The organism is Alteromonas sp. MTD1 (assembly GCF_042848195.1).
Taxonomy (GTDB): Bacteria; Pseudomonadota; Gammaproteobacteria; order Enterobacterales; family Alteromonadaceae; genus Alteromonas.
This window is the reverse complement of sequence record NZ_BTGG01000001.1, coordinates 200,312-223,391: the sequence shown is the minus strand read 5'-3', so window position 1 is coordinate 223,391 and position 23,080 is coordinate 200,312. Positions and strand designations below refer to the sequence as shown.

The 23,080-nt window shown below is 43.0% G+C and carries 21 protein-coding genes; 10 read left to right on the top strand and 11 right to left on the bottom strand.

Features of this window, described 5'->3' with window-relative positions; translation table 11 throughout:
• From ACGHAV_RS00955 to ACGHAV_RS00940, 4 genes are all read right to left on the bottom strand, one after another.
• Positions 1 to 357, bottom strand: coding sequence for a hypothetical protein (locus ACGHAV_RS00955; RefSeq protein WP_390375203.1), 357 nt, complete (start codon positions 355 to 357; stop codon positions 1 to 3).
• A gap of 162 nt (positions 358 to 519) precedes the next feature.
• On the bottom strand, positions 520 to 2,676 hold the full coding sequence (locus ACGHAV_RS00950) for a prolyl oligopeptidase family protein (RefSeq protein WP_390375200.1): 2,157 nt from the start codon (positions 2,674 to 2,676) through the stop codon (positions 520 to 522).
• Between the two features lie 47 nt (positions 2,677 to 2,723).
• Positions 2,724 to 5,858, bottom strand: coding sequence for an efflux RND transporter permease subunit (locus ACGHAV_RS00945; RefSeq protein ID WP_390375198.1), 3,135 nt, complete (start codon positions 5,856 to 5,858; stop codon positions 2,724 to 2,726).
• Positions 5,859 to 7,085, bottom strand: a complete 1,227-nt coding sequence (locus tag ACGHAV_RS00940; RefSeq protein ID WP_390375195.1) for an efflux RND transporter periplasmic adaptor subunit — start codon at positions 7,083 to 7,085, stop codon at positions 5,859 to 5,861.
• Positions 7,086 to 7,543: 458 nt separating this feature from the next.
• Here ACGHAV_RS00940 and ACGHAV_RS00935 point away from each other — a divergent pair, with 458 nt between their 5' ends.
• The gene (locus tag ACGHAV_RS00935) at positions 7,544 to 7,852 is read left to right on the top strand and encodes an isoamylase early set domain-containing protein (RefSeq protein WP_390375192.1); all 309 of its coding nucleotides are present in this window, start codon (positions 7,544 to 7,546) and stop codon (positions 7,850 to 7,852) included.
• A gap of 152 nt (positions 7,853 to 8,004) precedes the next feature.
• Here ACGHAV_RS00935 and ACGHAV_RS00930 read toward each other — a convergent pair whose 3' ends face one another.
• On the bottom strand, positions 8,005 to 8,931 hold the full coding sequence (locus ACGHAV_RS00930) for an electron transfer flavoprotein subunit alpha/FixB family protein (protein ID WP_390375189.1): 927 nt from the start codon (positions 8,929 to 8,931) through the stop codon (positions 8,005 to 8,007).
• Entirely contained in the window at positions 8,928 to 9,680 is a 753-nt protein-coding gene (locus ACGHAV_RS00925) for an electron transfer flavoprotein subunit beta/FixA family protein (RefSeq protein WP_390375186.1), read from the bottom strand. The genes ACGHAV_RS00930 and ACGHAV_RS00925 overlap by 4 nt, the downstream gene beginning before the upstream one ends.
• A 370-nt stretch (positions 9,681 to 10,050) precedes the next feature.
• Between ACGHAV_RS00925 and ACGHAV_RS00920 the strand changes: the two genes are divergently transcribed.
• The 5 genes from ACGHAV_RS00920 to fldA all read left to right on the top strand — a co-directional run bounded on the left by ACGHAV_RS00920 (position 10,051) and on the right by fldA (position 13,994).
• Positions 10,051 to 11,700 (top strand): electron transfer flavoprotein-ubiquinone oxidoreductase, encoded by a 1,650-nt coding sequence (locus ACGHAV_RS00920; RefSeq protein ID WP_390375183.1) that lies wholly within the window; start codon positions 10,051 to 10,053, stop codon positions 11,698 to 11,700.
• Positions 11,701 to 11,815: 115 nt separating this feature from the next.
• Positions 11,816 to 12,214, top strand: a complete 399-nt coding sequence (locus ACGHAV_RS00915; protein ID WP_390375180.1) for an H-NS family nucleoid-associated regulatory protein — start codon at positions 11,816 to 11,818, stop codon at positions 12,212 to 12,214.
• Between the two features lie 76 nt (positions 12,215 to 12,290).
• Complete coding sequence (locus ACGHAV_RS00910; protein WP_390375177.1) at positions 12,291 to 13,064, top strand: alpha/beta fold hydrolase; 774 nt, start codon at positions 12,291 to 12,293, stop codon at positions 13,062 to 13,064.
• Between the two features lie 160 nt (positions 13,065 to 13,224).
• Positions 13,225 to 13,443 (top strand): DUF2788 domain-containing protein, encoded by a 219-nt coding sequence (locus ACGHAV_RS00905; protein WP_334015225.1) that lies wholly within the window; start codon positions 13,225 to 13,227, stop codon positions 13,441 to 13,443.
• 26 nt (positions 13,444 to 13,469) lie between these two features.
• Entirely contained in the window at positions 13,470 to 13,994 is a 525-nt protein-coding gene (gene fldA, locus ACGHAV_RS00900; RefSeq protein WP_334015224.1) for a flavodoxin FldA, read from the top strand.
• A gap of 67 nt (positions 13,995 to 14,061) precedes the next feature.
• Here fldA and ACGHAV_RS00895 read toward each other — a convergent pair whose 3' ends face one another.
• Positions 14,062 to 16,068: a methyl-accepting chemotaxis protein gene (locus ACGHAV_RS00895; RefSeq protein ID WP_390375174.1), complete on the bottom strand. Its 2,007-nt coding sequence runs from the start codon at positions 16,066 to 16,068 to the stop codon at positions 14,062 to 14,064.
• Between the two features lie 354 nt (positions 16,069 to 16,422).
• On the opposite strand from ACGHAV_RS00895, the gene fur reads away from it, so the two are divergent.
• Positions 16,423 to 16,851 carry a ferric iron uptake transcriptional regulator gene (gene fur, locus ACGHAV_RS00890; protein WP_334015222.1) on the top strand — a complete coding sequence of 143 codons (429 nt, stop codon included), beginning with the start codon at positions 16,423 to 16,425 and terminating at the stop codon, positions 16,849 to 16,851.
• A gap of 136 nt (positions 16,852 to 16,987) precedes the next feature.
• On the opposite strand, the gene ACGHAV_RS00885 is transcribed toward fur, so the two are convergent.
• The 4 genes from ACGHAV_RS00885 to ACGHAV_RS00870 form a co-directional block, all read right to left on the bottom strand.
• On the bottom strand, positions 16,988 to 17,854 hold the full coding sequence (locus ACGHAV_RS00885; protein ID WP_390375171.1) for a D-amino acid aminotransferase: 867 nt from the start codon (positions 17,852 to 17,854) through the stop codon (positions 16,988 to 16,990).
• Positions 17,851 to 18,801: a biotin-dependent carboxyltransferase family protein gene (locus tag ACGHAV_RS00880; RefSeq protein WP_390375168.1), complete on the bottom strand. Its 951-nt coding sequence runs from the start codon at positions 18,799 to 18,801 to the stop codon at positions 17,851 to 17,853. The genes ACGHAV_RS00885 and ACGHAV_RS00880 overlap by 4 nt, the downstream gene beginning before the upstream one ends.
• A complete protein-coding gene (locus tag ACGHAV_RS00875; protein WP_390375165.1) occupies positions 18,791 to 19,540 on the bottom strand; it encodes an allophanate hydrolase subunit 1 in 750 nt (249 codons plus the stop codon). The genes ACGHAV_RS00880 and ACGHAV_RS00875 overlap by 11 nt, the downstream gene beginning before the upstream one ends.
• 90 nt (positions 19,541 to 19,630) lie before the next feature.
• Positions 19,631 to 20,365 carry a 5-oxoprolinase subunit PxpA gene (locus ACGHAV_RS00870; RefSeq protein WP_390375162.1) on the bottom strand — a complete coding sequence of 245 codons (735 nt, stop codon included), beginning with the start codon at positions 20,363 to 20,365 and terminating at the stop codon, positions 19,631 to 19,633.
• Positions 20,366 to 20,430: 65 nt separating this feature from the next.
• Between ACGHAV_RS00870 and ACGHAV_RS00865 the strand changes: the two genes are divergently transcribed.
• The 3 genes from ACGHAV_RS00865 (at position 20,431) to ACGHAV_RS00855 (ending at position 23,059) form a co-directional block, all read left to right on the top strand.
• Positions 20,431 to 21,324, top strand: a complete 894-nt coding sequence (locus tag ACGHAV_RS00865; RefSeq protein ID WP_390375159.1) for a S1 RNA-binding domain-containing protein — start codon at positions 20,431 to 20,433, stop codon at positions 21,322 to 21,324.
• A gap of 27 nt (positions 21,325 to 21,351) precedes the next feature.
• Positions 21,352 to 21,744 carry an OsmC family protein gene (locus ACGHAV_RS00860; protein ID WP_390375156.1) on the top strand — a complete coding sequence of 131 codons (393 nt, stop codon included), beginning with the start codon at positions 21,352 to 21,354 and terminating at the stop codon, positions 21,742 to 21,744.
• A gap of 214 nt (positions 21,745 to 21,958) precedes the next feature.
• On the top strand, positions 21,959 to 23,059 hold the full coding sequence (locus ACGHAV_RS00855; RefSeq protein WP_334015215.1) for an efflux RND transporter periplasmic adaptor subunit: 1,101 nt from the start codon (positions 21,959 to 21,961) through the stop codon (positions 23,057 to 23,059).
• The last annotated feature ends 21 nt before the right edge of the window (positions 23,060 to 23,080 follow it).

Sequence of the window (23,080 nt, the reverse complement as noted above, 5' to 3'; positions counted from 1 at the left end):
TTATGCCGCTAAATGCATATCGTGCTGGGTTGCTTGCACTAATTGCTGAAGCTTTCGGCAAACCTGCACCCAACGGCTCACTTTCTGATAATACACCTGCTCAATCAACACCCCTTTTTCATCAAATAAGAAGCTTGCTAGCTTGCCCTTATTACCCGGCATATAAAAATGATGCACAGTAAAGTTTTGTGATAATGGCGCGTACGCCACTTTCTGATACATACAAAATGGCAGCATATTTGCCCGGCTATCACCACCGGTTAGCCGCGCCCTTTTTTGAAACTGGTCGTAGCCCTCCTCGCCCATAATTCCATGTTTAGCAAGAAGCTGGTCGACTGCTTTAATACCTGTTTGCATTGATAGTCTCCTACCTAAGAAATGAAGTCTGAAAATCAGACTCATCATTAGATTTAAAATAAACCATACTGATATTTATACAGTATATTGTTATTTGTTTAAAATGCAAACAAAAAAGCCGCTTTAATAAGCGGCTTCATTTTCAAGTACAGAATTACAACGTTATAAGGCTGTTTCTAAAAACGCCCATTGATCGGCGTAGCCTTCAATTCGCATCCATGTAGGTGTTCCTGCTCCGTGGCCTGCACGTGTTTCAACACGCAGCAACACGGGGTTGTTACAACCCTGATGAGCTTGCAACTGCGCCGCAAACTTGTAGCTATGCCAAGGCACTACTCTATCGTCGTGATCCCCAGTGGTAACTAATGTTGCTGGATAACAAGTGCCTTGCTTAGTATTGTGTAGCGGAGAATAAGCGTACAATGCTTCGAATTCTTCAGCATTTTCACTTAAGCCATAGTCAGAAGACCATGCTCTCGCGTTAGCGCTTGGCGTGTGATAGCGAAGCATATCAAGCACACCTACAGCAGGTAACGCTGCTGCAAAAAGGTCTGGTCGCTGTGTAAGTGCTGCACCTACTAACAAACCACCGTTAGAGCCCCCTTGTATGCCAAGCTTTTCAGGGGCAGTGTAACCTTGCTCAATTAGGTACTCAGCGCCAGCAATAAAATCGTCAAACACATTTTGCTTATCTAGCTTAGTGCCAGCCTTATGCCACTGCTGTCCATATTCACCACCACCACGTAAATTAGCAATGGCAAGTACGTTGCCCTGCTCTACCCACACCATTCTAGACACTGAATAATTTGGCAGTAGCGAAATATTAAAACCACCGTACCCATAAAGCAGCGTTTTATTGGTTCCGTCTAGCTTCAAACCTTTTTTGTGCACAATGAACATAGGCACTTTTGTGCCATCTTTACTGGTATAGAATACTTGCTTGGTTTCGTATTTGTCGTAATTAAGCCCAGTATTTATCGTTTTGAACAACGTTGACTCACCGGTTTCAACGTCGTATTTAAATACCTGACCAGGGTTTGTGAAGCCTGTTAGTTTGTAGAATGTGGTTGTTGCAGACTCGCCGCCTACAAAGCCACTCACGTTGCCGATATCTGAAAAAGCTATCTCGTCTACCTGCTTACCAGAAAGATCAAACACTCGGACTTGCGCCTTAACGTCTTCTAGGTATTGTGCAAATAACTTTTCACCCATCAGCGAAACACTGCGTAGCGTATTGGATGTACTGTCGATTATCAGTGTCTCACCTTTAACTTCACCATCAAATGCGACTTTTATAACTTTACCCGTAGGCGCGTTTGCAGTTGATGTGAAAAACAAGCTATCGCCACTCTCGCCAATAAGGTTGTATCTACCATCCCATTTATCGAAGATAGGGACTACCGTTGCAGTTTCATCTTCCAACGACTTTGCGTAAACCCCATTGGCTTGGTATCCCTCGAACACAGAAATTAGCAGTGTTTTTCCATCTTGAATAACCGATGCATAAGGGTTCCACGTTGGCTTATCGTCAAACGCAAAAACCATCTTGTCTTCGCTTTGCACTGTGCCTAGTTTATGAAAGTAAATAGAAACGGTTTGGCTATCGTCATATTCCCCTGATGCATTTAGCGGATATCGCGAATAGAAAAAACCACTTTCATCGGGAAGCCACGCTACATTAGTAAACTTAATGCCTTCTATCACATCTGAAAGATCATTTTTCGTTTTTGTATCTCGAATATGGATGGTTTTCCAGTCGGTACCACCGTCAGACAGAAGATAAGCTAAGTAAGACGCATTCGGGCTGACTTCTGATGATGCCATCGACACAGTGCCATCTTCACTTAGGGTGTTTGGGTCGATAAGTACCTCTGCTTCGCCGTTTACACCATTTGCCATATACAGCACATACTGATTTTGAAGACCGTTGTTATAGCTATAAAAAAGCGTGTTTTTCACCATATAGGGGGTTGAGTACTTCTCGTAGTCCCATAATGCTGTAAGCCTTTCTTTGTACATTTCTCTTGAAGGTAACGACGCTAAATAAGGGCGTGCTAGCGTATTTTGCGCTCCCACCCAGCTCTTTATTTCTTCGCCTTCGCCCTCTAACCAACGATAAGGGTCTGATACCGCTTTACCGTGGTAATCATCTACTTGGGAAACTGTTCTTGTCTGCGGATATTGTGAAACATTTGGCAGTGCTGTCTCGTTAGTTACACTCGCTTGGTTTGTCAGCGTATCATTTTGTGAAGCAGTACACGCCAACATTAGCGATACACTTACTCCAACAAACAGCCCCTGTAATAATCTCTTCTTCATCTGTCATCCTTAAAAGCAAAATGCCGGTATGAACCGGCATTTTCTATTTAGTTTTCCGTTGCTAATTGTGCTTTTTCTCTTCCTTTGAACACATTTTTCAAATCGTTCAAAATGAGATACAACGCAGGTACTAGCAGCAATGTAATAATAGTGGCAAACAAAATACCGAATGCCAACGATATTGCCATAGGTATTACAATTTGTGCTTGAAGGCTTTTTTCAAACACAATTGGCATTAGGCCCATAAAGGTTGTTAACGACGTTAGGATAATGGCTCTGAAGCGCTGAGTACCGGCGCTTATTGCAGCTTCCATTAACGAAAAACCTTCTTTTCGTGCACGGTTAACAAAATCGACCATTATCAGGCTGTCGTTAACTACAACACCAGACAATGCAATAATGCCGCAAATTGACAATACACTGACGGCCATGCCAAGTACTAGGTGCCCAATGATTGCACCAACAATACCAAATGGGATAACCGACATAATTATGAACGGTTGGCTGTAAGATTTAAGCGGAATGGCCAGTAGTGTATAAATGGCAAATAGCGCGAACAACAGCCCCTTCATTAGACTTAGCATGGCATCAGCTTGCTCTTTACTATTTCCTTGCAGTTGGAACGCAACGTTTGGATAGCGTTCAAGCAAATCTGGCATTAGTTTATCAATCACATCATTGGTGACTTCTGACGGATCCATAAGGGCTTTATCTACTGCAGCCGTAACAGTAACAGAACGTTTACCATCTACGCGAATGATTGAATCGAACCCTTGTCCTACTGTAAAAGTAGCAACCTGCTCGAAAGGTATTTCTTGTCCATTTGGCGCGCGCACTCGCATATTTTCTAAGTGCTCAATCGAGCTTCGCTCTGCACGTGGGTAACGAACCATTACCTTTATTTCTTCGTCGTCGCGCTGAATACGCTGAACTTCAGCACCATAAAAACCAAAGCGTACCTGTTGCCCTAACTGCTGCAGCGTAATGCCTAGTGCATCGGCTTGAGGTTTCAACGCTAGCTGAATTTCTTCACTGCCACCTGAGAAGGTATCGTTAATATCTGTAACACCTTCGTAAGCGTCTAGCGCTTCTTTAAGTTCGTCGCTTATCGCTCGTAGCGCCTTAATGTCGCTTGAGCTAAATTCAAAACTTAAGTCTGAGCCGCCACCGGGACCACCAGGAGAATTGATATTGAACGACTTAACACCTGGAATTTCAGGTAGCTCTTCACGCCACATATCTTGAATTTCAAAATCGGTAAGCGTACGCGTTTCTCCTTTGGTAAGCTCAGCAAAAATCTCGCCGCCAAGGTTGCCATTATCAAATGCGATAGCGTGCTTAATAACGCGCTCTCCGGTATCCTGGGCTACTTTTTCATCCATTCTGTGCATGGCTTCACGCAACGTGTTTAACACGCTATCGCGTTGTTCAAGTGAAGAGCCTGGCTCTAACTCAAAACTGGCAACCATAAAGTCGCTAGGAATGCTTGGGAAGAAAACGAAACGAACAATACCGCCACCAAATAAGCCAATAGTTATTATCAGCATAGCTAAGAACGTGGCCACTGTGGTGTAGCGATTACGGATAGCTTTCTCTAAAAATGGTGCGTATTTATTATGAATAAAGCTTTTTATGCCTTCACTGAAGAAGTCACGAAACTTTTGAAACCCGTTAGCTTTAGCCGGATCATATGGCTTCAAATTCATATGCACTAAGTGTGCAGGAAGAATAAGCTTCGACTCGATAAGCGAGAACACAAGACACACGATTACCACCATGCCGATGGTTTTCCATATGATACCAAATGGGCCAGACACCATTAGCATTGGCGAAAACGCGGCAATGGTGGTGAGTACACCAAACGTAGCTGGCATAGCCACCTTTTTTACGCCTGCAATTACGTTATCGGTACTGTGGCCTTTTTTATCAATCTCAGAATATGCCGACTCCCCCATAATGATGGCGTCATCTACCACAATACCCAGTACAAGGATAAACGCGAACAGAGAAAGCATGTTGATTGATACACCAATCATATCGAGGGGCATAACCAACAACGTACCGAGGAAACACACCGGTAGGCCCACAATTACCCAAAATGCCAGTTTAATTTTTAAGAACAACGACAGTACTAAAAATACCAGTAACGCACCGAAGAACATGTTTTCTAACATCATGTTCAGTCGGTCGGCTAGGTAGAATGAGCTATCGCCCCATGTGTCAGCGCTTATATGGGCTGGGAACTCGGCTTTTTTAGTATCAATGTAGTTGTTAACTTGTTCAGAGATTTCTAATGCGTTCTGATCGCCTACCGCCTGAACCCGTAGGCTAACAGCCGGCTTGTCATCGAAAAGTGCGTATTGATCGTTTTCAATAAAGCCGTCGTTAATGTATGCAACATCGCCTAACGTAACGCGCGTGCCGTTCGCATTAGTAAGCAATACAATTTGAGAAAAGTCCCACCCTGTATAAGCCTGCCCTTTGGTACGTAAAAGAATATCACCGTTCTCTGTGCGAATAGAGCCGCCCGGCAAGTCAACGCTGGTTTGGCTTAAGCGCATTACCACATCGGCAAACGTTAAGTTGTACTTTTGTAGGTCAACTTCCGAGAGTTCTACTGAAATTTCGTAGTCGCGAGCACCTACTACTTGAACACTCGATATGCCAGGCAAGTTGGCAATGTCGTCGCGTAAATCTTTGGCAAACTCTTTAAGTTCTCTTTCTGAAGCATCGCCATAGACAGAGAGCCAAATAACGTCTTGTTGTATTTTTTGTCTATAGACAACTGTTTTTTCGGTGTCAGCAGGAAAACTGGGAATGGCGTCAACCTGAACCTTTACCTCATCAAGAAGAGACTGTACATCGTAGTCTTCCTCTACTTGAATAGACACCGTTCCCATGCCTTCTACAGCGCGAGAACTTAACTGCTTTATGCCTTCAAGGTCTTTCACAGCCTCTTCAATTTTTAGCAGAACGCCTTCTTCCACCTCCTGAGGAGCCGCACCAAGGTATGGCACACGAACATTGATAACGTCGAATTCAAAATTCGGAAATACTTGCTTTTGAATGCTGAACGCACCAAACAAGCCACCTACAATGAGTAGCCACATTAACAAGTTTGCGGCAACATTATTGCGCGCAAACCACGCAATAAGGCCTTTTTGTGTGTCTATTTGACTCATTTAGCGGCCCCCGCCAGTAGCATTGCTTTCTATCGCTTCGTCATCACCTTCTGACGTTGTTTCTTCAGAAGCGACAGGCTCATCACCCGGTAAACGCACTTTCATGCCGTTATAGGGGTTAGGTACAGCACTTGTAACCACCAAGCTCCCTTCTTCAATACCACTGCGAATAAACACCTCTTTGGCCGTGGTGCGCGCAACTTCAACTGGCTTAATTTCAATTTCACGGTTTTCGTTAACCGTTAATACGGTATTGTCCAGACGCAAAATGCTGCGTGGTAACACCATTAGCGCTTCATTTTGGCGCGATGTAATTTCAGCTTCTACAAACTGACCGAAACGAATAGGTGCACTGTGGCTGCCTTTCATATTGTAAGGGTCTTTTACTTCAACAATGGCATAAACCACACGGCTTCCCGTATCTAATACACCTTCTGAACGGACTAACTTTCCTTCCCAGCGGCGCGTTAACCCACCTACGGACGCTTTGAGTGATACAGGCGCGCCATCAGTTGATTGGCTAGCAATATTGACAAACATTAAGTCGCTGTCGGTTATTGGAAGGCGTACTTCAGCAGTATCTGTTGAATAAACGGTACCTATAGCGGCTCCCATAGTAACGAATTGTCCTAAATCGATATTTCGTTCAACGACAATACCGTTATAAGGCGCAGTTATCTGAGTACGCGCTAAGTTTCTTTTTGCTCGCTCTAATTTGGCTTCTGCGGCTTTTACGTTGGCTTGCTCCTTTGCTAACTGAGGTTTACGAAGACCTAACTCAGGAGGGGCCACACTATTAACTGAACGCCATTCTTGTTCTGCTACTTTGCCGCGCGCTATCTCTTCTTGCAAAGCCGCTTGGGCTTGCGCCAGTTCCGCTTCTGCTAACTTTAAATCTGTTTTGTAGTCGTCCTGTTCTAAGGTGGCTAACACATCACCTTTTTTGAAGGTTCCGCCAGCAATGAAACTGTCTGACAAACTCACCACCTGGCCACTTACTTGTGCACTTAGCGCGGTTTTGTTACGCGGTACTACGTTGCCTTGAGACTTTACAATAAAACTCACTTGTTCAGATTGGATCTCTTTGGCATCAACAAGGAAGGCAGGTATTTCAACAGGCACTTGTTCTGGTGGCTTTCGGGAACTTACTAGTACAACTGCTATAGCAAGACCGACAAGGATTATGACGAGCGGAAGACCACTTTTCACCAAGATGGAGTTTTTCATTTACTATCCCTAGGAACACGCAGCGTACTAATGCCAAAAACTTCGCAAAGATATATTCTGCAAAGCTTTTAAGAAAATGAACTGCATGAGAATTAATTTATTATTGTTACAACACTAGTTTACTGACTTTATTGCTTAAGTGCTCACTGAAGTTTGTTAAATTTTGTGTATATTTTTCAAGTTCGCAAGCAATCGAACTTTACCATTTTTCTTTTATAACTATTGGTAAAGCCAACGGTATAAAGTGTACGACACTAATATAAAAAAATATCAAAAGAATAAAAAGTAAGATTGATAAATATGCGGTTATCGATGATTATTTGATCACTCATTGATGATGAGTTAACCACTGGTTGTTTTTTATTGTAAGCGGCAATGCAAATTCAGTATGCCCTTTACAGTATTAACGCAGTAGCCTGTGATTTTGAGAGTTTGTAAAAATGAAGGGAAAACACATTATGAGTCTTAAAAAGCAATACCTTAAATCGAAACCGTTATGCAAGGTTACATTCAAGTTAGATGCACAGGCAGCACAACATGCACAGAAGGCCGTTTTATGCGGCGATTTCACAGACTGGGATGCGCAGCCGCTTGATATGAAACGTCTAAAAAGCGGTGATTTCACGCTAACCGTTAACCTTGAGAAAGACAACGAATATCAATTTCGCTATTTACTTGACGATGAAAAATGGGAAAACGATTGGGAAGCAGATGCATACATTCCCTCGCCAGTCAGCGTTGAAGACAACTCTGTAGTGCGTGTTTAATAACGCATCACAACTAATTTTAAAGTACTTTAATAATAATTCTCATAACACTTCCCTACGCGCACATTGATGTAGCAATGCAATGTGCTAAGAAAGCTAAAAAAGCGCATAAAAAAGGCTGCCAATCGGCAGCCTTTTTAGTATAGAACTTGTTACAGTGTGCCTTCAAGCTCTGGTAACACGTCGAAAAGATCACCTACCAAGCCGTAATCGGCTACTTGGAAAATAGGTGCTTCTTCGTCTTTGTTAATAGCAACAATAACTTTTGAGTCTTTCATACCTGCAAGATGCTGAATAGCGCCTGAGATACCCACTGCAATGTAAAGCTGAGGTGCAACAATTTTACCTGTTTGCCCCACTTGCATATCGTTAGGTACGAAACCGGCATCAACCGCCGCACGCGATGCACCAATAGCAGCGCCTAACTTGTCGGCGATACCTTCAAGTAGTTTGAAGTTGTCGCCGTTTTGCATACCGCGACCACCGGAAATTACTACTTCTGCCGCAGTAAGTTCAGGACGCTCTGATTCTGTAAGCTCCGCTGATACAAAGTCAGACTTTTCACTGCCTTTAACCACGTCAATGGCAGTCACTTCTGCACTTCCACCTGTAGCAGCGGCGTCAAATGACGCTGCGCGAACGGTGATAACTTTCTTCATATCAGACGATTGAACTGTTGCAATCGCATTACCAGCATAGATTGGGCGAACAAAAGTATCTTCGCTTTCTACACCGATAATGTCAGAGATTTGCGCAACATCTAACAATGCCGCTACGCGAGGCATAAAGTTTTTACCTGTCGTTGTTGCCGCTGCAACAACATGGCTGTAATCACTAGCTAGTTCTACCACTAAGTCAGCCGTATTTTCAGCTAACTGGTGCTTATAAGCAGCGTTATCTGCAACGATAACTTTTGCTACGCCGTCAATTTGCGCTGCGGCTTCAGCAACTGCTTGGCAACCCTCACCAGCAACTAGTACATGAATGTCGCCACCCATTTTTTGTGCTGCGTTTACAAGCTTATGCGTTTCAGTTTTTAAGCTTGCGTTATCGTGTTCTGCATATACGAGTACGCTCATGAGATCACCTTTGCTTCATTTTTTAACTTGTCTACTAACTCAGCAACGTCTGCTACCTTAATACCACCCTCACGCTGTGGTGGAGGCGTTACTTTTAGTACTTTAACGTTTGACTCAAGCGCTACGCCAAAATCAGCAGCAGATTTAACATCAAGCGGCTTACGCTTCGCCTTCATAATGTTTGGCAAAGATGCATAACGTGGCTCGTTCAATCGAAGGTCTGTTGTTACTACTGCAGGAAGAGACAGAGCAACCGTTTGAAGACCGCCGTCGATTTCACGGGTCACGTTCACTTTTTCGCCATCAACTACAACTTCAGAAGCGAATGTGCCTTGAGGCATACCTGTAAGTGCAGCAAGCATTTGACCTGTTTGGTTATTGTCAGAGTCGATGCTCTGCTTACCAAGAATAACCAGCTGAGGTTGTTCTTCTTCAACTACTTTTGTTAAAAGCTTTGCCACTTGAAGTGAATCAAGGTTTTGGTCGGTATCAATTTGAATACCACGATCAGCACCTAGGGCTAGTGCTGTACGAATTTGTTCTTGGCAGCTTTTATCACCAATTGAAACAACAACGATTTCTGTGGCTACGCCTTTCTCTTTAAGTCGAACCGCTTCTTCAACTGCAATTTCGCAGAAAGGGTTAATTGCCATTTTCGCATTGGTAAGGTCGACGCCAGATTCATCGGCCTTCACTCTTACCTTCACGTTGTAGTCGATCGCGCGTTTGACCGGTACGAGTATTTTCATATTTACCTCAATTGTTGAGTTCGTCGGTGTCTATTACGTTTTACTAATAATTAACTATTAATAATTAAAAACGTTTTACTTCACCACGCTTTTTGAAACTTTAACAATGTACTTTACGTTAAAAAGGAACCGTGGAATGAACGTTTTATATAGGCTAGCTTTAAAACGGCATTAACACCACGTTCACGAGCATATATAATGCATCGACAGTTAACGTTAACGTAAACTGCTCTGCAATGTACTTACTGTTGACGTAAACGTCAACCTGCATTACCTTTCAGAGCGACAATTAATTTACATGTTTTTGACACATCGCATTATTTGTTTCATCAATAGTGCACTATAAAAATACGAACATAAGGAGCCTCCCGTGGAACGAGAATCGATGGAGTTTGACGTAGTCATCGTCGGTGCCGGCCCAGCTGGATTATCAACTGCTTGCAAGCTTATGCAGCTTGCTAATGAAAAAGACCAAGAACTCATGGTTTGCGTGGTCGAAAAAGGCTCCGAAGTAGGTGCACATATTCTTTCAGGCGCCGTGTTTGAACCACGTGCGTTGAACGAGCTGTTCCCAGACTGGAAAGAAAAAGGCGCACCGCTTAACACGCCAGTTACCGAAGATCATATATATCTTCTTAAAGATGAAACAAATGCTAAAAAGCTACCGAATGGCATAACGCCTAAAACCATGCATAACGATGGTAATTATATCGTGTCGATGGGCAACGTTACGCGTTGGTTAGCCGAGCAAGCCGAGCAACTGGGTGTAGAGGTATTCCCAGGTTTTGCTGCTTCTGAAGTTATTTACAACGAAGACGGTAGTGTGGGCGGTGTACTTACGGGTGATATGGGCGTTGGCGAAAACGGTGAGCCTAAAGATGGTTACATGCCTGGTATGGAACTTCGTGCCAAGTACACCGTGTTTGCAGAAGGTTGTCGCGGCCACCTTGGAAAAGAGCTTATTTCTCACTTCGAGTTAGACAAAGAAAGCTCTCCTCAACACTATGCAATTGGCTTTAAAGAGATTTGGGACATCGACCCAGCTAAACATCAGCCAGGCCTTGTTGTACACAGCGCTGGATGGCCATTAGATGATGCTACAGGCGGAAGCTACCTTTATCACGCCGAAGACAACCAAGTATTTGTGGGTTTAATTGTAGACCTTAACTACGACAACCCATACTTGAGCCCCTTCGATGAGTTCCAACGCTTAAAACATCACCCAGTGATGAAGCAGTATCTTGAAGGCGGTAAACGCGTTTCTTACGGTGCACGCGCAATTGCTAAAGGCGGCTTTAACTCTTTGCCTAAAATGACATTCCCGGGCGGCCTATTAGTAGGTTGCGACGCTGGTACGCTGAACTTTGCAAAGATAAAGGGTAACCACACCGCAATGAAGTCGGGCATGCTAGCGGCAGAGAGTATTTTTGAAGCCATCAGCGAAAACGCTGAAGCGCCAACGAAAGACCTTACAAGCTTTACAGAGAAGTTTAAATCTTCATGGCTTTACGATGAGCTTTTCCGCTCGCGTAATTTTGGCCCTGCTATTCATAAATTGGGTAATTTCTGGGGCGGTGCATTTAATACATTAGAGCAAAACTTCTTCAATGGTAATTTGTTCTTTACCATGAAAGATGAGCACAAAGACCACGCTCAACTTAAAGAAGCGAAAGATGTCACTGAAATTAACTACCCTAAACCAGATGGTATTCTGAGCTTTGACAAGCTTTCATCGGTATTTTTATCGAACACCAACCACGAAGAAGACCAGCCTTGTCACTTAAAGCTAAAGGACCCATCAATTCCGTTGCAGGTAAACTTGCCTAAGTATGCCGAACCTGCACAGCGCTACTGTCCTGCAGGCGTTTATGAGGTAATTGAGGAGGAAGGTGAAAAACGCTTCCAAATTAATGCACAAAACTGTGTGCATTGTAAAACCTGCGATATAAAAGATCCTAGCCAAAATATTCGATGGGTAGTACCTGAAGGTGCTGGCGGTCCTAATTATCCAAACATGTAATAGTTTATTTTGCTATTCAACTTATAAAATTTAAAAGCGGGCGTTGCCCGCTTTTTTTTTGTGCTACTTTTAATTACTATTATTTAAGATAAGTACAACGTATTAAGGTTAATGAATGAGTGACTTTACCGATATTTTAACCCATGGAAGACGTTTACAAGGTGCTGTTAAGGAATTAAGCCTTGAAGAACTTGAAGCTGTTCAAGAAAAACTAGGCAGTATTATTGAAAAAAGAAAGGAAAAAGCACTGGCGCTTGAAAAAGCAGAACAAGAAAAAAGAGAAATGCTTGCTTCTATTCAAAAGCAAATGGAAGAAGCTGGACTTAATGTTGAAGACCTTCAGGCGCTTACCAGTGAAAAAAGTAAGAAAACAGGCAAGAAACGCCCAGTGAAATACACGCTCACTGACACCGAAGGTAACACACATTCATGGACCGGTATTGGACGAATGCCTCGTGTTTATAAGGACGCACTTGATAGCGGTAAGGCATTAGAAGACTTCGCTGTAAATTAATACATTCTTTTCTTTTTTAATAAGGTCTGTCTTACAGGCCTTATTTTATTTATACGCCAATTAACGCGAGTAAATAGTGAATTTAAATTACAAACTTTCTAAAAGTGACGATACACACCCTTGGCTAATTTTAATTCATGGGCTTTTTGGAAATGCCGACAATTTAGCGGGTATAAAGCGTCATTTTGAATCTTCTTACAATATCGTATCGTTTGATTTGCCCGACCATGGTGAATCACCATGGACAGATGGTTTCAATGTTAAGGAAGCTGCTGAAGCCATTTCGAACATTTTAAAAACGCTCAATATAAGTAAAACCGCAGTTCTTGGGCATTCGTTAGGTGGAAAAGTGGCTATGGCATTAGCACTTAACCACCCTCACCTTGTGTCACATTTAATTGTTGCTGATATTGCCCCAGTATCTTACCAGCATAGCCATCAAGCGGTCTTTGACGGGCTAGATGCGGTGCCATTAGCAAATATAAGCAGTAGAAAAGATGCTGAAACCGCCATGCGAGAGCACATAAAAGAGCCTGGCGTTAGACAGTTCTTACTTAAAAGCCTTTACCAAAATGAAGAAGGAACATGGGCTTGGCGCTTTAATGTTGCGGGTTTAAAAAGTAGTTATGGGCATATTATTGATTGGGAACAAAGTTCTCAGCAGTTTGACGGTGTAACCTTGTTTATTAAGGGAGCATTATCTGATTACATTACATCAGCACACCGTGAAGACATTGCGCGTTATTTTCCGAAGGCGAAAGCACATGTTATTGAAGGTACCGGCCACTGGCTTCACGCTGAAAAGCCTGCAGCATTTAACGCGATTGTTGAACGCACTTTAGCCAAATAATGTGAACCGGCGTTGGTTAAGCAGTATTTTTAGTGTGAACCACGCAGTGTAGCTTGTAAAAATGAGAAACCGTTCTATTACATAATTTTGAACGTTTTGTTCTCTGACACCTGCGCATACTGTGATATAGTTGCGCCAGATTTTTTTAAGTAATAACACTATGCTTGCAGAAAACTACGAACTGATTGAGTCCATTATGTTGTACGGCGGTTTATTTACGCTGTTTTTATTAATGGGCTTTGCTGTTCACGATGTATTACGAAAGAATGATGTACCGCTTATCGGAAAAGTGGTGACTTATGGCGTGCTTGGACTAGGCGCACTAGGCTTTCTTGCGAAAGGCATCATCGAATGGTTCTGGCTAAGCACTGGCGTTTAATTAGTAACGATTAATAGAGGTTAGATATGGCAAGCGTTGGCCTATTTTTCGGAAGTGACACGGGTAACACCGAACATGTTGCGAAAATGATCCAGAAGGAATTGGGTAAACAGCTAATTGATGTGAAAGACATTGCCAAGAGCAGTAAAGAAGACATCGCAGATTTCGACTTACTTATTTTCGGCATTCCTACATGGTACTACGGTGAAGCACAATGTGACTGGGACGACTTTTTCCCAGAACTTGAGCAAATTGACTTTGAAGACAAGCTTGTAGCTATTTTCGGTTGTGGTGACCAAGAAGATTACGCAGAGTACTTCCTTGATGCTATGGGCATGGTACGTGACATTGTAGAAGCTAAAGGCGCTATTTTAGTGGGCCAGTGGTCTACTGAAGGTTACGACTTTGAAGCGTCAAAAGGCATGGCTGACGACAACCATTTTGTGGGTCTTGGTATCGATGAAGACCGCCAGCCAGAATTAACTGAATCACGCGTAAAAGCATGGTGTAAGCAAATTCACGACGAGCTTTGCCTTGCTGAATTAGCGTAAAGTAAACACGCATTAAAAAACCGCTCTAAGAGCGGTTTTTTTGTTTTTGTTAATTGGTGATTAGCGTTTATAGCTGAAAACGCTCAACCGCTTTTCGCAAACTTTCTGTTTGTGCATCCAGCATCATGGTTGATTCGTTAGATTGCCTTGTACTTTCAGCGCTCGCATCAGCTAAATCTACGATTCTGTTCAAACTTTCTGCTACATCACCTAACAGCACATCTTGTTGCTGTGTATCGGCAACAATGTGATCGTTAATGTCACTTAAACGTTGAATTATAGTGCGAACATTCTCTACCTGCTCAGATACGTTCTGTGTAAGTTGAACACCCTCTTGCGCTTGCTCCCTGCCCGCTTTAATGGCTTTTACTGCCTCTGCGGCATCTTTTTGCAAGTTGCCAATCATTTGTTCAATTTCTTCAGTAGAGTCGTGGGTTCTATTTGCTAACGTTCTTACTTCATCAGCTACCACAGCAAAACCTCTACCCTGCTCGCCAGCTCGCGCCGCTTCAATCGCTGCGTTAAGTGCTAGCAAATTAGTTTGTTCGGCAATGGTCTTAATAACATCTAGAATACTGCCTATGTTGCGTGAATTTTCATCTAAGCGACCAATAATTTGCGCAGAAGTGTCGGCCTGTTTTGCCTGCGCCTCAACCTGTTGGCGATTGCGTTCGACCAAATGCCCAATATCGGTGCTTTGCTGTGTAATGTCTTTGAGCGCATGCATGGCGTCATCTATTTGCGCCAAGTTACTACGGCTCTTATCCTGCACGTCCTTGGTGTTGCTTGACGTTATCGTTACCTGTTCGCGTTGCTTGTCAACTTCGGCAAGACTCTTATCACCTAACTCAACGCTTTCTTTTGTAATTTCAATAAGACGCTTTTCTTGTTCAAGTATGTTACCAACCAGCTCTCTCAAGCTCTCGGTTAGGCTGTTTACTTTAGCTGATAGCGCAGAGAACTCGTCTTTACCCTCTTCTGAAAGTCGTGTACTCAGGTCACCCTTACTTAATAATGACAGCCCCTTGTTAATTCTTCCAAGTGGTTTAGAGATACTGCGAGTTACAATAACTGCTAGCGCAATAGCAGCCACCAAGCCAACAACAGCCACAATTAGATTGCGTACAAGGTTTGCCTGTACCGATTCAAGTATGGCGTTTTGTCCGTCCAATGACTGTTTTTGCACCGTGTCGAACAAAGTGTTTATATCAGCAAGTGCAGTAGATAAAGCGGTTTTAGCGCTTTTCTGTGATTTCGCAGCACTCTCTATTTGTGCTAGCTTTTCTTTTTGCAGTGCCACCAGCCCTGCGCTGCCGTTTATGGCTTCTAATAACAAGTCGTACTGTTCGTTGAACGCACTCACTGTGCCGCCGTCATCAACACCTGACGCTAGACGATTAACGTAGTCTTTGTCTACTTGAAGGTTGCTTAGCTGATATGAAAGGTCTTCGATGATATTTGCACTTTGGTCTGCGCTACTCGACTCTGCAAGCTCTACAAACGAGTCGTTCATTGTCAGCAGTTTATTGTCGATGGCAGTACCAGCACCAATAAGGGTTTCAATACTTGGATTAGAACCCTCAAGATAAGACAGGTCGAGCATGAGCGCGCTGGCTTCATCAGCGAACATAAGCACTTTCTCAAGTTGCGCGGCAAGTTCTTGCTCTATTTGCATGCGCTTTGAAATAGCGTCGTACATATCGTTCGAGTGACTGACGTACGTCGAGCTTACCTCAATGGCTTTTGCAGCGGTGGCATTCGACGCCATCAACGATTTTAATTTGGCAAGGTCGTTTGAAAACACAGAAGACAATTCGTCAAAGGTGGTTTTATTCGACGTCAGCTCTTGACGGTTTTCTACGTGATACCCGTTTGCAGTAATAACCGACAGAGAGAGTATTTCTGTTTTTACTTTTACCATGCTGGTTTGCACAGGCATTTTTTGTTCAACAACATCAAGTGCGGAATCTTTAATACCACTGAGGCCAAAATAAGAAAGAATACTAGTGAGTAATAAGAGGCAACCAAAAAGGCCAAAACCTAATGTGATTTTATTTATTATTGTTAACTGCATGGGCATTCCACCGATAAAACATGCCAAAATATAAGGATCATAGTTCCCTTTTTAAGTTTAGTTTAACAGGATGTTAATTCAATGCACCAAAAGTTTAATTTCCACTGCATATTTGTTAGTCTAATCCAGCACTTACACACTGGTCAGGCCACGTAACACAAGGGCTTTGAAACAGTTAGTCAAATTTTTACCCAACTAGTAAGCATATCGGCATTCTGCGGATAATGTTGAGACAAAAAATTGGGATGCATAATTTTTCATCGCTAATCGAAAGATTCCACGGTTTTGCTTTTAAATTGTTTTAACTTACCTATAATAACCAAAAATATTTTCATGAGTTCTTAGTGGGTTGTAATGGATCAAAATAAAGAATTGAAAAAAGCAGGGCTTAAAGTCACTCTGCCTCGCCTAAAAATCTTACAAATTCTGCAAGAGCCAGAAAACCAGCATATTAGCGCGGAAGATGTTTACAAAATTCTTATCGAGCAAGGTGAAGAAATTGGTCTTGCGACAGTTTACCGCGTATTAAACCAATTTGATGATGCAGGTATTTTGAATCGCCATCACTTTGAAGGCGGTAAATCTGTTTTTGAAATAAGCCACAAAGATCATCACGACCATTTGGTATGCTTAAAGTGCGGAAAAGTGATTGAATTTGAAGATGAGATCATTGAAGAACGTCAAGAGTTGATGGCCAAAAAGCATAACATGAAGCTTACTCATCACAGCCTTTACTTATACGGCGAGTGCACTGACGATAACTGCGACAGCGCCGCAGACTAAGTACAGTAAAACGTAACATGCGCGAGTTAGCTTGTTAATGCTCAGGAAACGCTAGCTTCGCATAGAACAATGAGAACCTTAAAAATAAAAGCCTGCAATGTTAGCAGGCTTTTTTGTTTTTATAGATTGTGGCTAGTTATGCATCAAACTTATAAGCATGATAGGCGCGAATTGCTTTTTCCCATACTGGGCCAACAATGCCCTCTCCTATTTGCTTGCCATCTACTTCGGTAACCGCAGCGACCTCTTTACTTGATGATGTTAGCCATACCTCATCAGCATTAAGTAAATCCTCCTTCGAGAACCAGTCCTCTTCTACATCAAGCCCAGCGTTTTTAAATGCCGTAATGGCAATTGCCCGCGTTATACCGGGCAACAGTTGGTGGTTTAAGGGTGGTGTCGTAATAACATTGTCTTTTACCATAAACACGTTACAGGCACTGGCTTCAGTAATCATTCCATCACTGTTAAACAGGATTGTTTCATTAACACCTGCGTCGGCACCCGCTTGAAAATGCATTACGTTGCCAAGTAGAGATGTTGATTTGATATGGCAACGCTGCCATCGTTTGTCTTCTTCCAGCGCTACTTTTAACGCTTTTGCACTTTGTTTGTCTGTAGGTTGCGGTGGCGCAATTTCAAAAGCAAAACCAAATACGGTTGGCGTAACCCCTGTTGGATAAGCGTGATAACGCTTTACATCAGCGCCGCGGCTTACATGAAAGTAAATACCAATATTACCTGTTGAAAAATGTGTGCTGTTTTTCGAAACAAGCTTATCGAGTATTTCCCGCCATTGTCCTGGCGTATATGGGTTGTCTATATTTATCGCGCTAAGACCCTCTGACATTCGAGTCGTGTGGCCTTTAAAACCTACAGGGTTACCGTCGTATGTAGGTACAACTTCATAGATGCCGTCGCCAAACAAAAAACCTCTGTCCATGGGCGAAATTTTTGCCTCAGCTAACGGCATGAATTCACCATTTAAAAATGCGATTGTCATAACATCTCTCCTTGTAACTGACGCATTCTACTTGTCGCCAGTAAACATTGTGCTCGTGCTGCTTCATTGTTTTGAAACGCAAAATGTATTTTTTCACCCGGTACCGCTTGCGCTAACCTGTTTATATCTATCGGGTTCACACACCCAAGTTTAGGATATCCACCCAGCGTTTGGCGGTCGCGCATCATAACAATTGGTTGGCCATCTGGTGGTACTTGAACCGCACCTAAATGCACGGCTTCTGAACGCATTGTGTCAATTGATGAGCGAATATCTGGCCCATTCAAACGATACCCCATACGATCGATAGACGATGTAACCGTATATTCGCTACTAACAAATAATTGTTGAGCAACGTTGCTAAACCTATCTATTTGGTAACCAGGAATGACGTTTATAGGAATTTCTAGGTTGTATTTAGGCCTTAATGCGTGGTGTAGTTTTCGCAACCGTTTGCGCTCGATATTCAGCAATGAGTTTTGCTTTATTTCAAATACGTGGCCATGCTGCAATGGTTGCCCATTTCCATTTAAACCGCCAAGCCCTTCCCTCATCACCGTACTTGCACTGCCTACTATGTCCGGCACTTGCCATTTACCGCTTATCGCCAGATACGCTTTACAGCCAAGTGTAGCGCTGCCTACGCTTACTTCATCAAAAGCATTCAGTAAAACGGTGGTATAGTGTGGCCGATGCTCTCCGTTTACTGTTAATGTGACATCTCGCCCGGTCGCCGCTATGGCACATGCTTCAGTTACTTGCAGACTTATATTGCCCATAACCTCAAGACACGGCGTATTGTCCATGTTGAAGGCTAAAAAGTTAGCCCAATTATATGCCAATTCATCCATAGGTCCCGACTGACAAAAACCATCTTTTTGTCTACCTACTCGACCGCCGTCAATGATTAGGCTAAGTAAGCCCTTGTTGGTAATTTCAACCTTCATTGTACGCTTTAAATTCCTCTTCAGAGATGGCTACAAACCTTACCTTATCTCCCGATGTTAAACATGATGTGCTGCCATGTACGTCATGTGTCACCATATCTAGCGGCGTTAAACCCAATAAATTCCACCCACCAGGCGATTCGCTAGGGTACACCGCTGTTTGTCTATCGGCGATAGCTACAGCGCCTTTTGGTACGCGTTTTCTGGGCGTGCCTAACCGTGGGCACTGAAGCTTAGTTGGTATCTCGCCCATGTAAGCAAACCCAGGGGCAAAACCAACGGCGTACACTCTGTAAATAACACTCGTGTGTTGCTCGATAATGTCGTCGATGGACAACCCCGTTTGTTTGCTCACTACGCTAAGGTCACTGGCATTTGGTGCGCCATACCAGACGGGTATCAGCTTTGTGTCTGATGAATCTTCATTAGCAATGGTAGCCTGTGCACCTTTATCCAAACTTAAGTGCACACTTTCTATCTGCAAACCTTCAAGGGCTTTATAAACACCATGGCTGTCTATAAGCTCATAATTAAAAACAATCAATAAGCTGTCGTAAGACGGAACACACTCAATTAGCCATGACCATTGTGATGGAAACTGTTTATTGCCATTTTCAATTGCAGTCAACCACCTTATGCAAGCGTGGTTTGCCTCATCAAGCGTTGCACCATCGAAATACAGAATGAGTGCGTCAATTCCCGCATAGGCAATATGCTTTACATCGCCAAACGCTTTCATCTAGTTTCCTTGGTAATTATGTTTTTTATGTGGCAACGATATTGAAATGTGATTGATTTATTTGGTTTCAAAAACAACGTTCTGACACCCCTAGTCAATGAATTGTCTTATTTGTTTTGCTATTTCAACGGCACCTAATGTATCGCCATGTACACACAGCGAATGCGCATTTACGGAAAGCGTATTGCCCGACGCTGTGGTTACTGTGCCTGTTTCGATTAGCTGTTTCGCTTGATCAAGTGCTTGAGACTCAGTTAAAACCGCACCATCAACTAATCTAGATTGTAGTAAACCTTCATCGGTGTAACGTCTGTCAGCAAAAGCTTCAAAATATAGAGAAAGCCCCAAATCATTAGCCATGCGTTGGTATTGCTCGTTATTGGCAGTTGCTTGAATCATTAGCCCTAATGGCGACGCGGCTTTGCTCATTGCACTTACACTATTCATCACTGCTTCCATAACGTCGATGTTTTTCATCATATCGTTATATAGCGCGCCATGGGGTTTTACATAGGTTACCTGTGTATCGCAGATACCAGCCATTCCCTGAAGCGCAGATACTTGATATTGAATGATGGCGATAAGCTCATTTGCGGGTATCGACATACTGCGTCTACCAAACCCCTGTAAATCTGGGTACGCTGGGTGTGCACCAATGGTAACGTTGTTTGCTTTTGCTAGTGCAATTGCGCGCTTCATCACTAACGGGTCGCCAGCATGAAACCCACACGCAATATTGGCTTGGTCAATTTGTGCCATAATTGTATCTTCAACAGGCATTGACCACACGCCATAGCTTTCACCTAAATCGCAATTTAACTTCATAATGGTTTAGCTCTTAGCCCTGTTTTAGTATCATGTTACCTGTTCTTTTTAAAAAGTCAGTGATAATGATAAATATCGGAAAAATTAATACATTACGCGTAGTGGCCGAGTACCCATTTGGTTACGCTTTAGCGCCTTTACTTGATAGCGAAGCAAACGATGACGGCGTTTATGAGGCTATTGAAGATGCGGACCAGCAAACCGTAACACTTGCCATTGATGAAGTTGAAACGCCGCTTACAGAGGGCCAAGAGCTTAGCGTATTTGTTACCACTGACCAGCGCGGAGAACTTTACGCTACTTTCAAGAAGCCGCTTATTCAGGTTGGAGAAACAAAGGTACTGAAAGCAGTATCGGCAACCAATTTCGGCGCGTTTTTTGACTGGGGTTTAGAGACTGATCTCCTTATTCCTAACGACTACCAAGCACAGCCGGTGAACGCCGGAATGTACTATGTAGTGCACGCCTTTTTCGACGAGAAAACACAGCGCGTTCTGGGTGCTACCAAACTTCATTACTTCTTGAAAGAAAACAGTGCTTACTTGAATGAAGGTGATACCGTTGATTGCTTGGTATACGCGAAAACAGACTTGGGCTTTAAGGTGGTTATTAATGAAAAAAGCTTAGGTCTCATTTTTCATAGCGATGCATTTAAACCACTTAAAGTTGGTCACGCCACTGAAGGCGTTATTAAAACCATTCGCGAAGACGGCAAAGTAGATGTAGCACTTCAGCGTGTAGACAAAGGTGGCCGTGACGCACTACAGCAAGCAATATTAGAAGACTTAGAAGCACACGGTGGTATTTCAACGCTAACTGACAAAAGTGCCCCAGAGGCCATTTACACCCACTTTAATGTGAGTAAAGCCGCTTACAAAAAAGCCATTGGTGCGCTGTATAAACAAAAGAAAATAACGCTTAGCCCCGACGCTATTCGTTTGAACAAAGATAATGCTTAACAAGCCACGTAATTATTAGGATTTAAGATGAAAGCAAACGTTTCTTGGGATAAAGATCTGTCGTTTACTGGCACTACCGACAGCGGTTATAAAACGGTGATGGACGGTAACGGTAATGCGATATCACCCATGGAATCTGTACTTGTAGCAGCAGGCGCTTGCTCGAGCGTTGACGTTGTCGACATTTTGAAAAAAGGCCGTTTTGACATAACACACTGCGACTGTGAACTAGAAGCAAAACGTGCAGAAGAGCCACCAAGAGTTTTTACTGAAATTCACGCGCACTATAAAGTTACTGGTGAAGGCATTACCGAGAAAGCGCTAGCACGAGCGGTTCAACTGTCTGCCGAAAAATATTGTTCGGTAATGCTAATGCTAGAAGGCAAAGTAAAGATCACCACCAGCTACGAGCTAGTTTAACTACTACTTTGGTGTAATAAACCTTAGTTTAGTAATAATTGCTAATGAATAGTGAAAAAAGCCAACGCCTGACGTTGGCTTTTTTGCATTTACGCTTTGTTACACATGTAATCCATTGATAAATAACACTTTTAACATTGGTTAACATCTTTGGCATGTTAGCTGCTGTTTATGGTCAATAATATATAACGACGACAACGTTAGGGTTTTGACCATGGAAACAAACAACCGCTCTTCACTCGCTTTTTCTAAACCAACTTTGCGTTTACTACTTGGTAGTAGCATTGTTGCCCTTTCACTTTCAATAACGGCTTGTTCAGACGCAGATGCAGTAGATGCTGAAGCAAATAAACAAGAAGAAGTGGTTTTCGCCATACCGGTTGAAACACAAAGCATTACCACAGGCGATATAACGTCTACTTACGACACCACCGCTATTTTAGAAGCGCGTGAAGAAGCATTTGTTGTAGCGCGTGCCTCGGGCATTATTGAAGAGATCTTCGTTGAAGAAGGTGACTACGTTGAAAAAGGTCAAGCTCTTGCTCAGCTTGATAAACGTCGCTACGAATTAAACTTGTCGAAAGCGCTTGCTGATTTAACCGGCATAGAAAGTGAACTAGACAAAGTGAATAAAGTTTATTCGAAGAAACTCATTAGTGACGACACGTACGATAAATTAAAAGCCCAATACGAATCGGCGAAAGCATCTGTTCGCCTTGCTGAACTAGATTTAAAAGAAACGACTATTACCGCGCCTATTAGCGGTTATGTTGCCTCTCGTAATGCAAAGGTAGGTAACCTTACCGAGTCGTTCCAGCGTGAGAGAATGTTTCATATTGTTCAGCAGCGCAATTTACAAGGTGTGGTTTACTTACCTGAAAATGAATTACGCAATGTTTCCGTGGGTCAATCTGCTTCACTTACAGTTGCAGCACTTGGCGATTTAACAATTGCTGCTAACGTTGAGCGTATAAGCCCGGTTATTGATGCAACCACCGGTACCTTCAAAGTTACGCTTAAAGTACCTAATGAAAACAATTCGCTTAAAGCTGGCATGTTTACCGATGTATCACTTGAGTATGCCACGCATGCCAATGCCACACTGTTACCTAGAAGAGCCTTAGTGACTATAGACAACAGTCACAGCGTGTTTGTAGTAGACAACGGAAAAGTGCGAAAAGTAAACATTGATACCGGCTTTGAAAATAACGACGTAGTAGAAGTAGTAAATGGGCTTCAAGGAAACGAGGAAGTGGTTACTGCAGGACACCAAAACCTAAAAGACAGCGCCCCTGTTGAAGTAGTTAACAGCTAAGCACGCTTTAAAAGGAGTTTT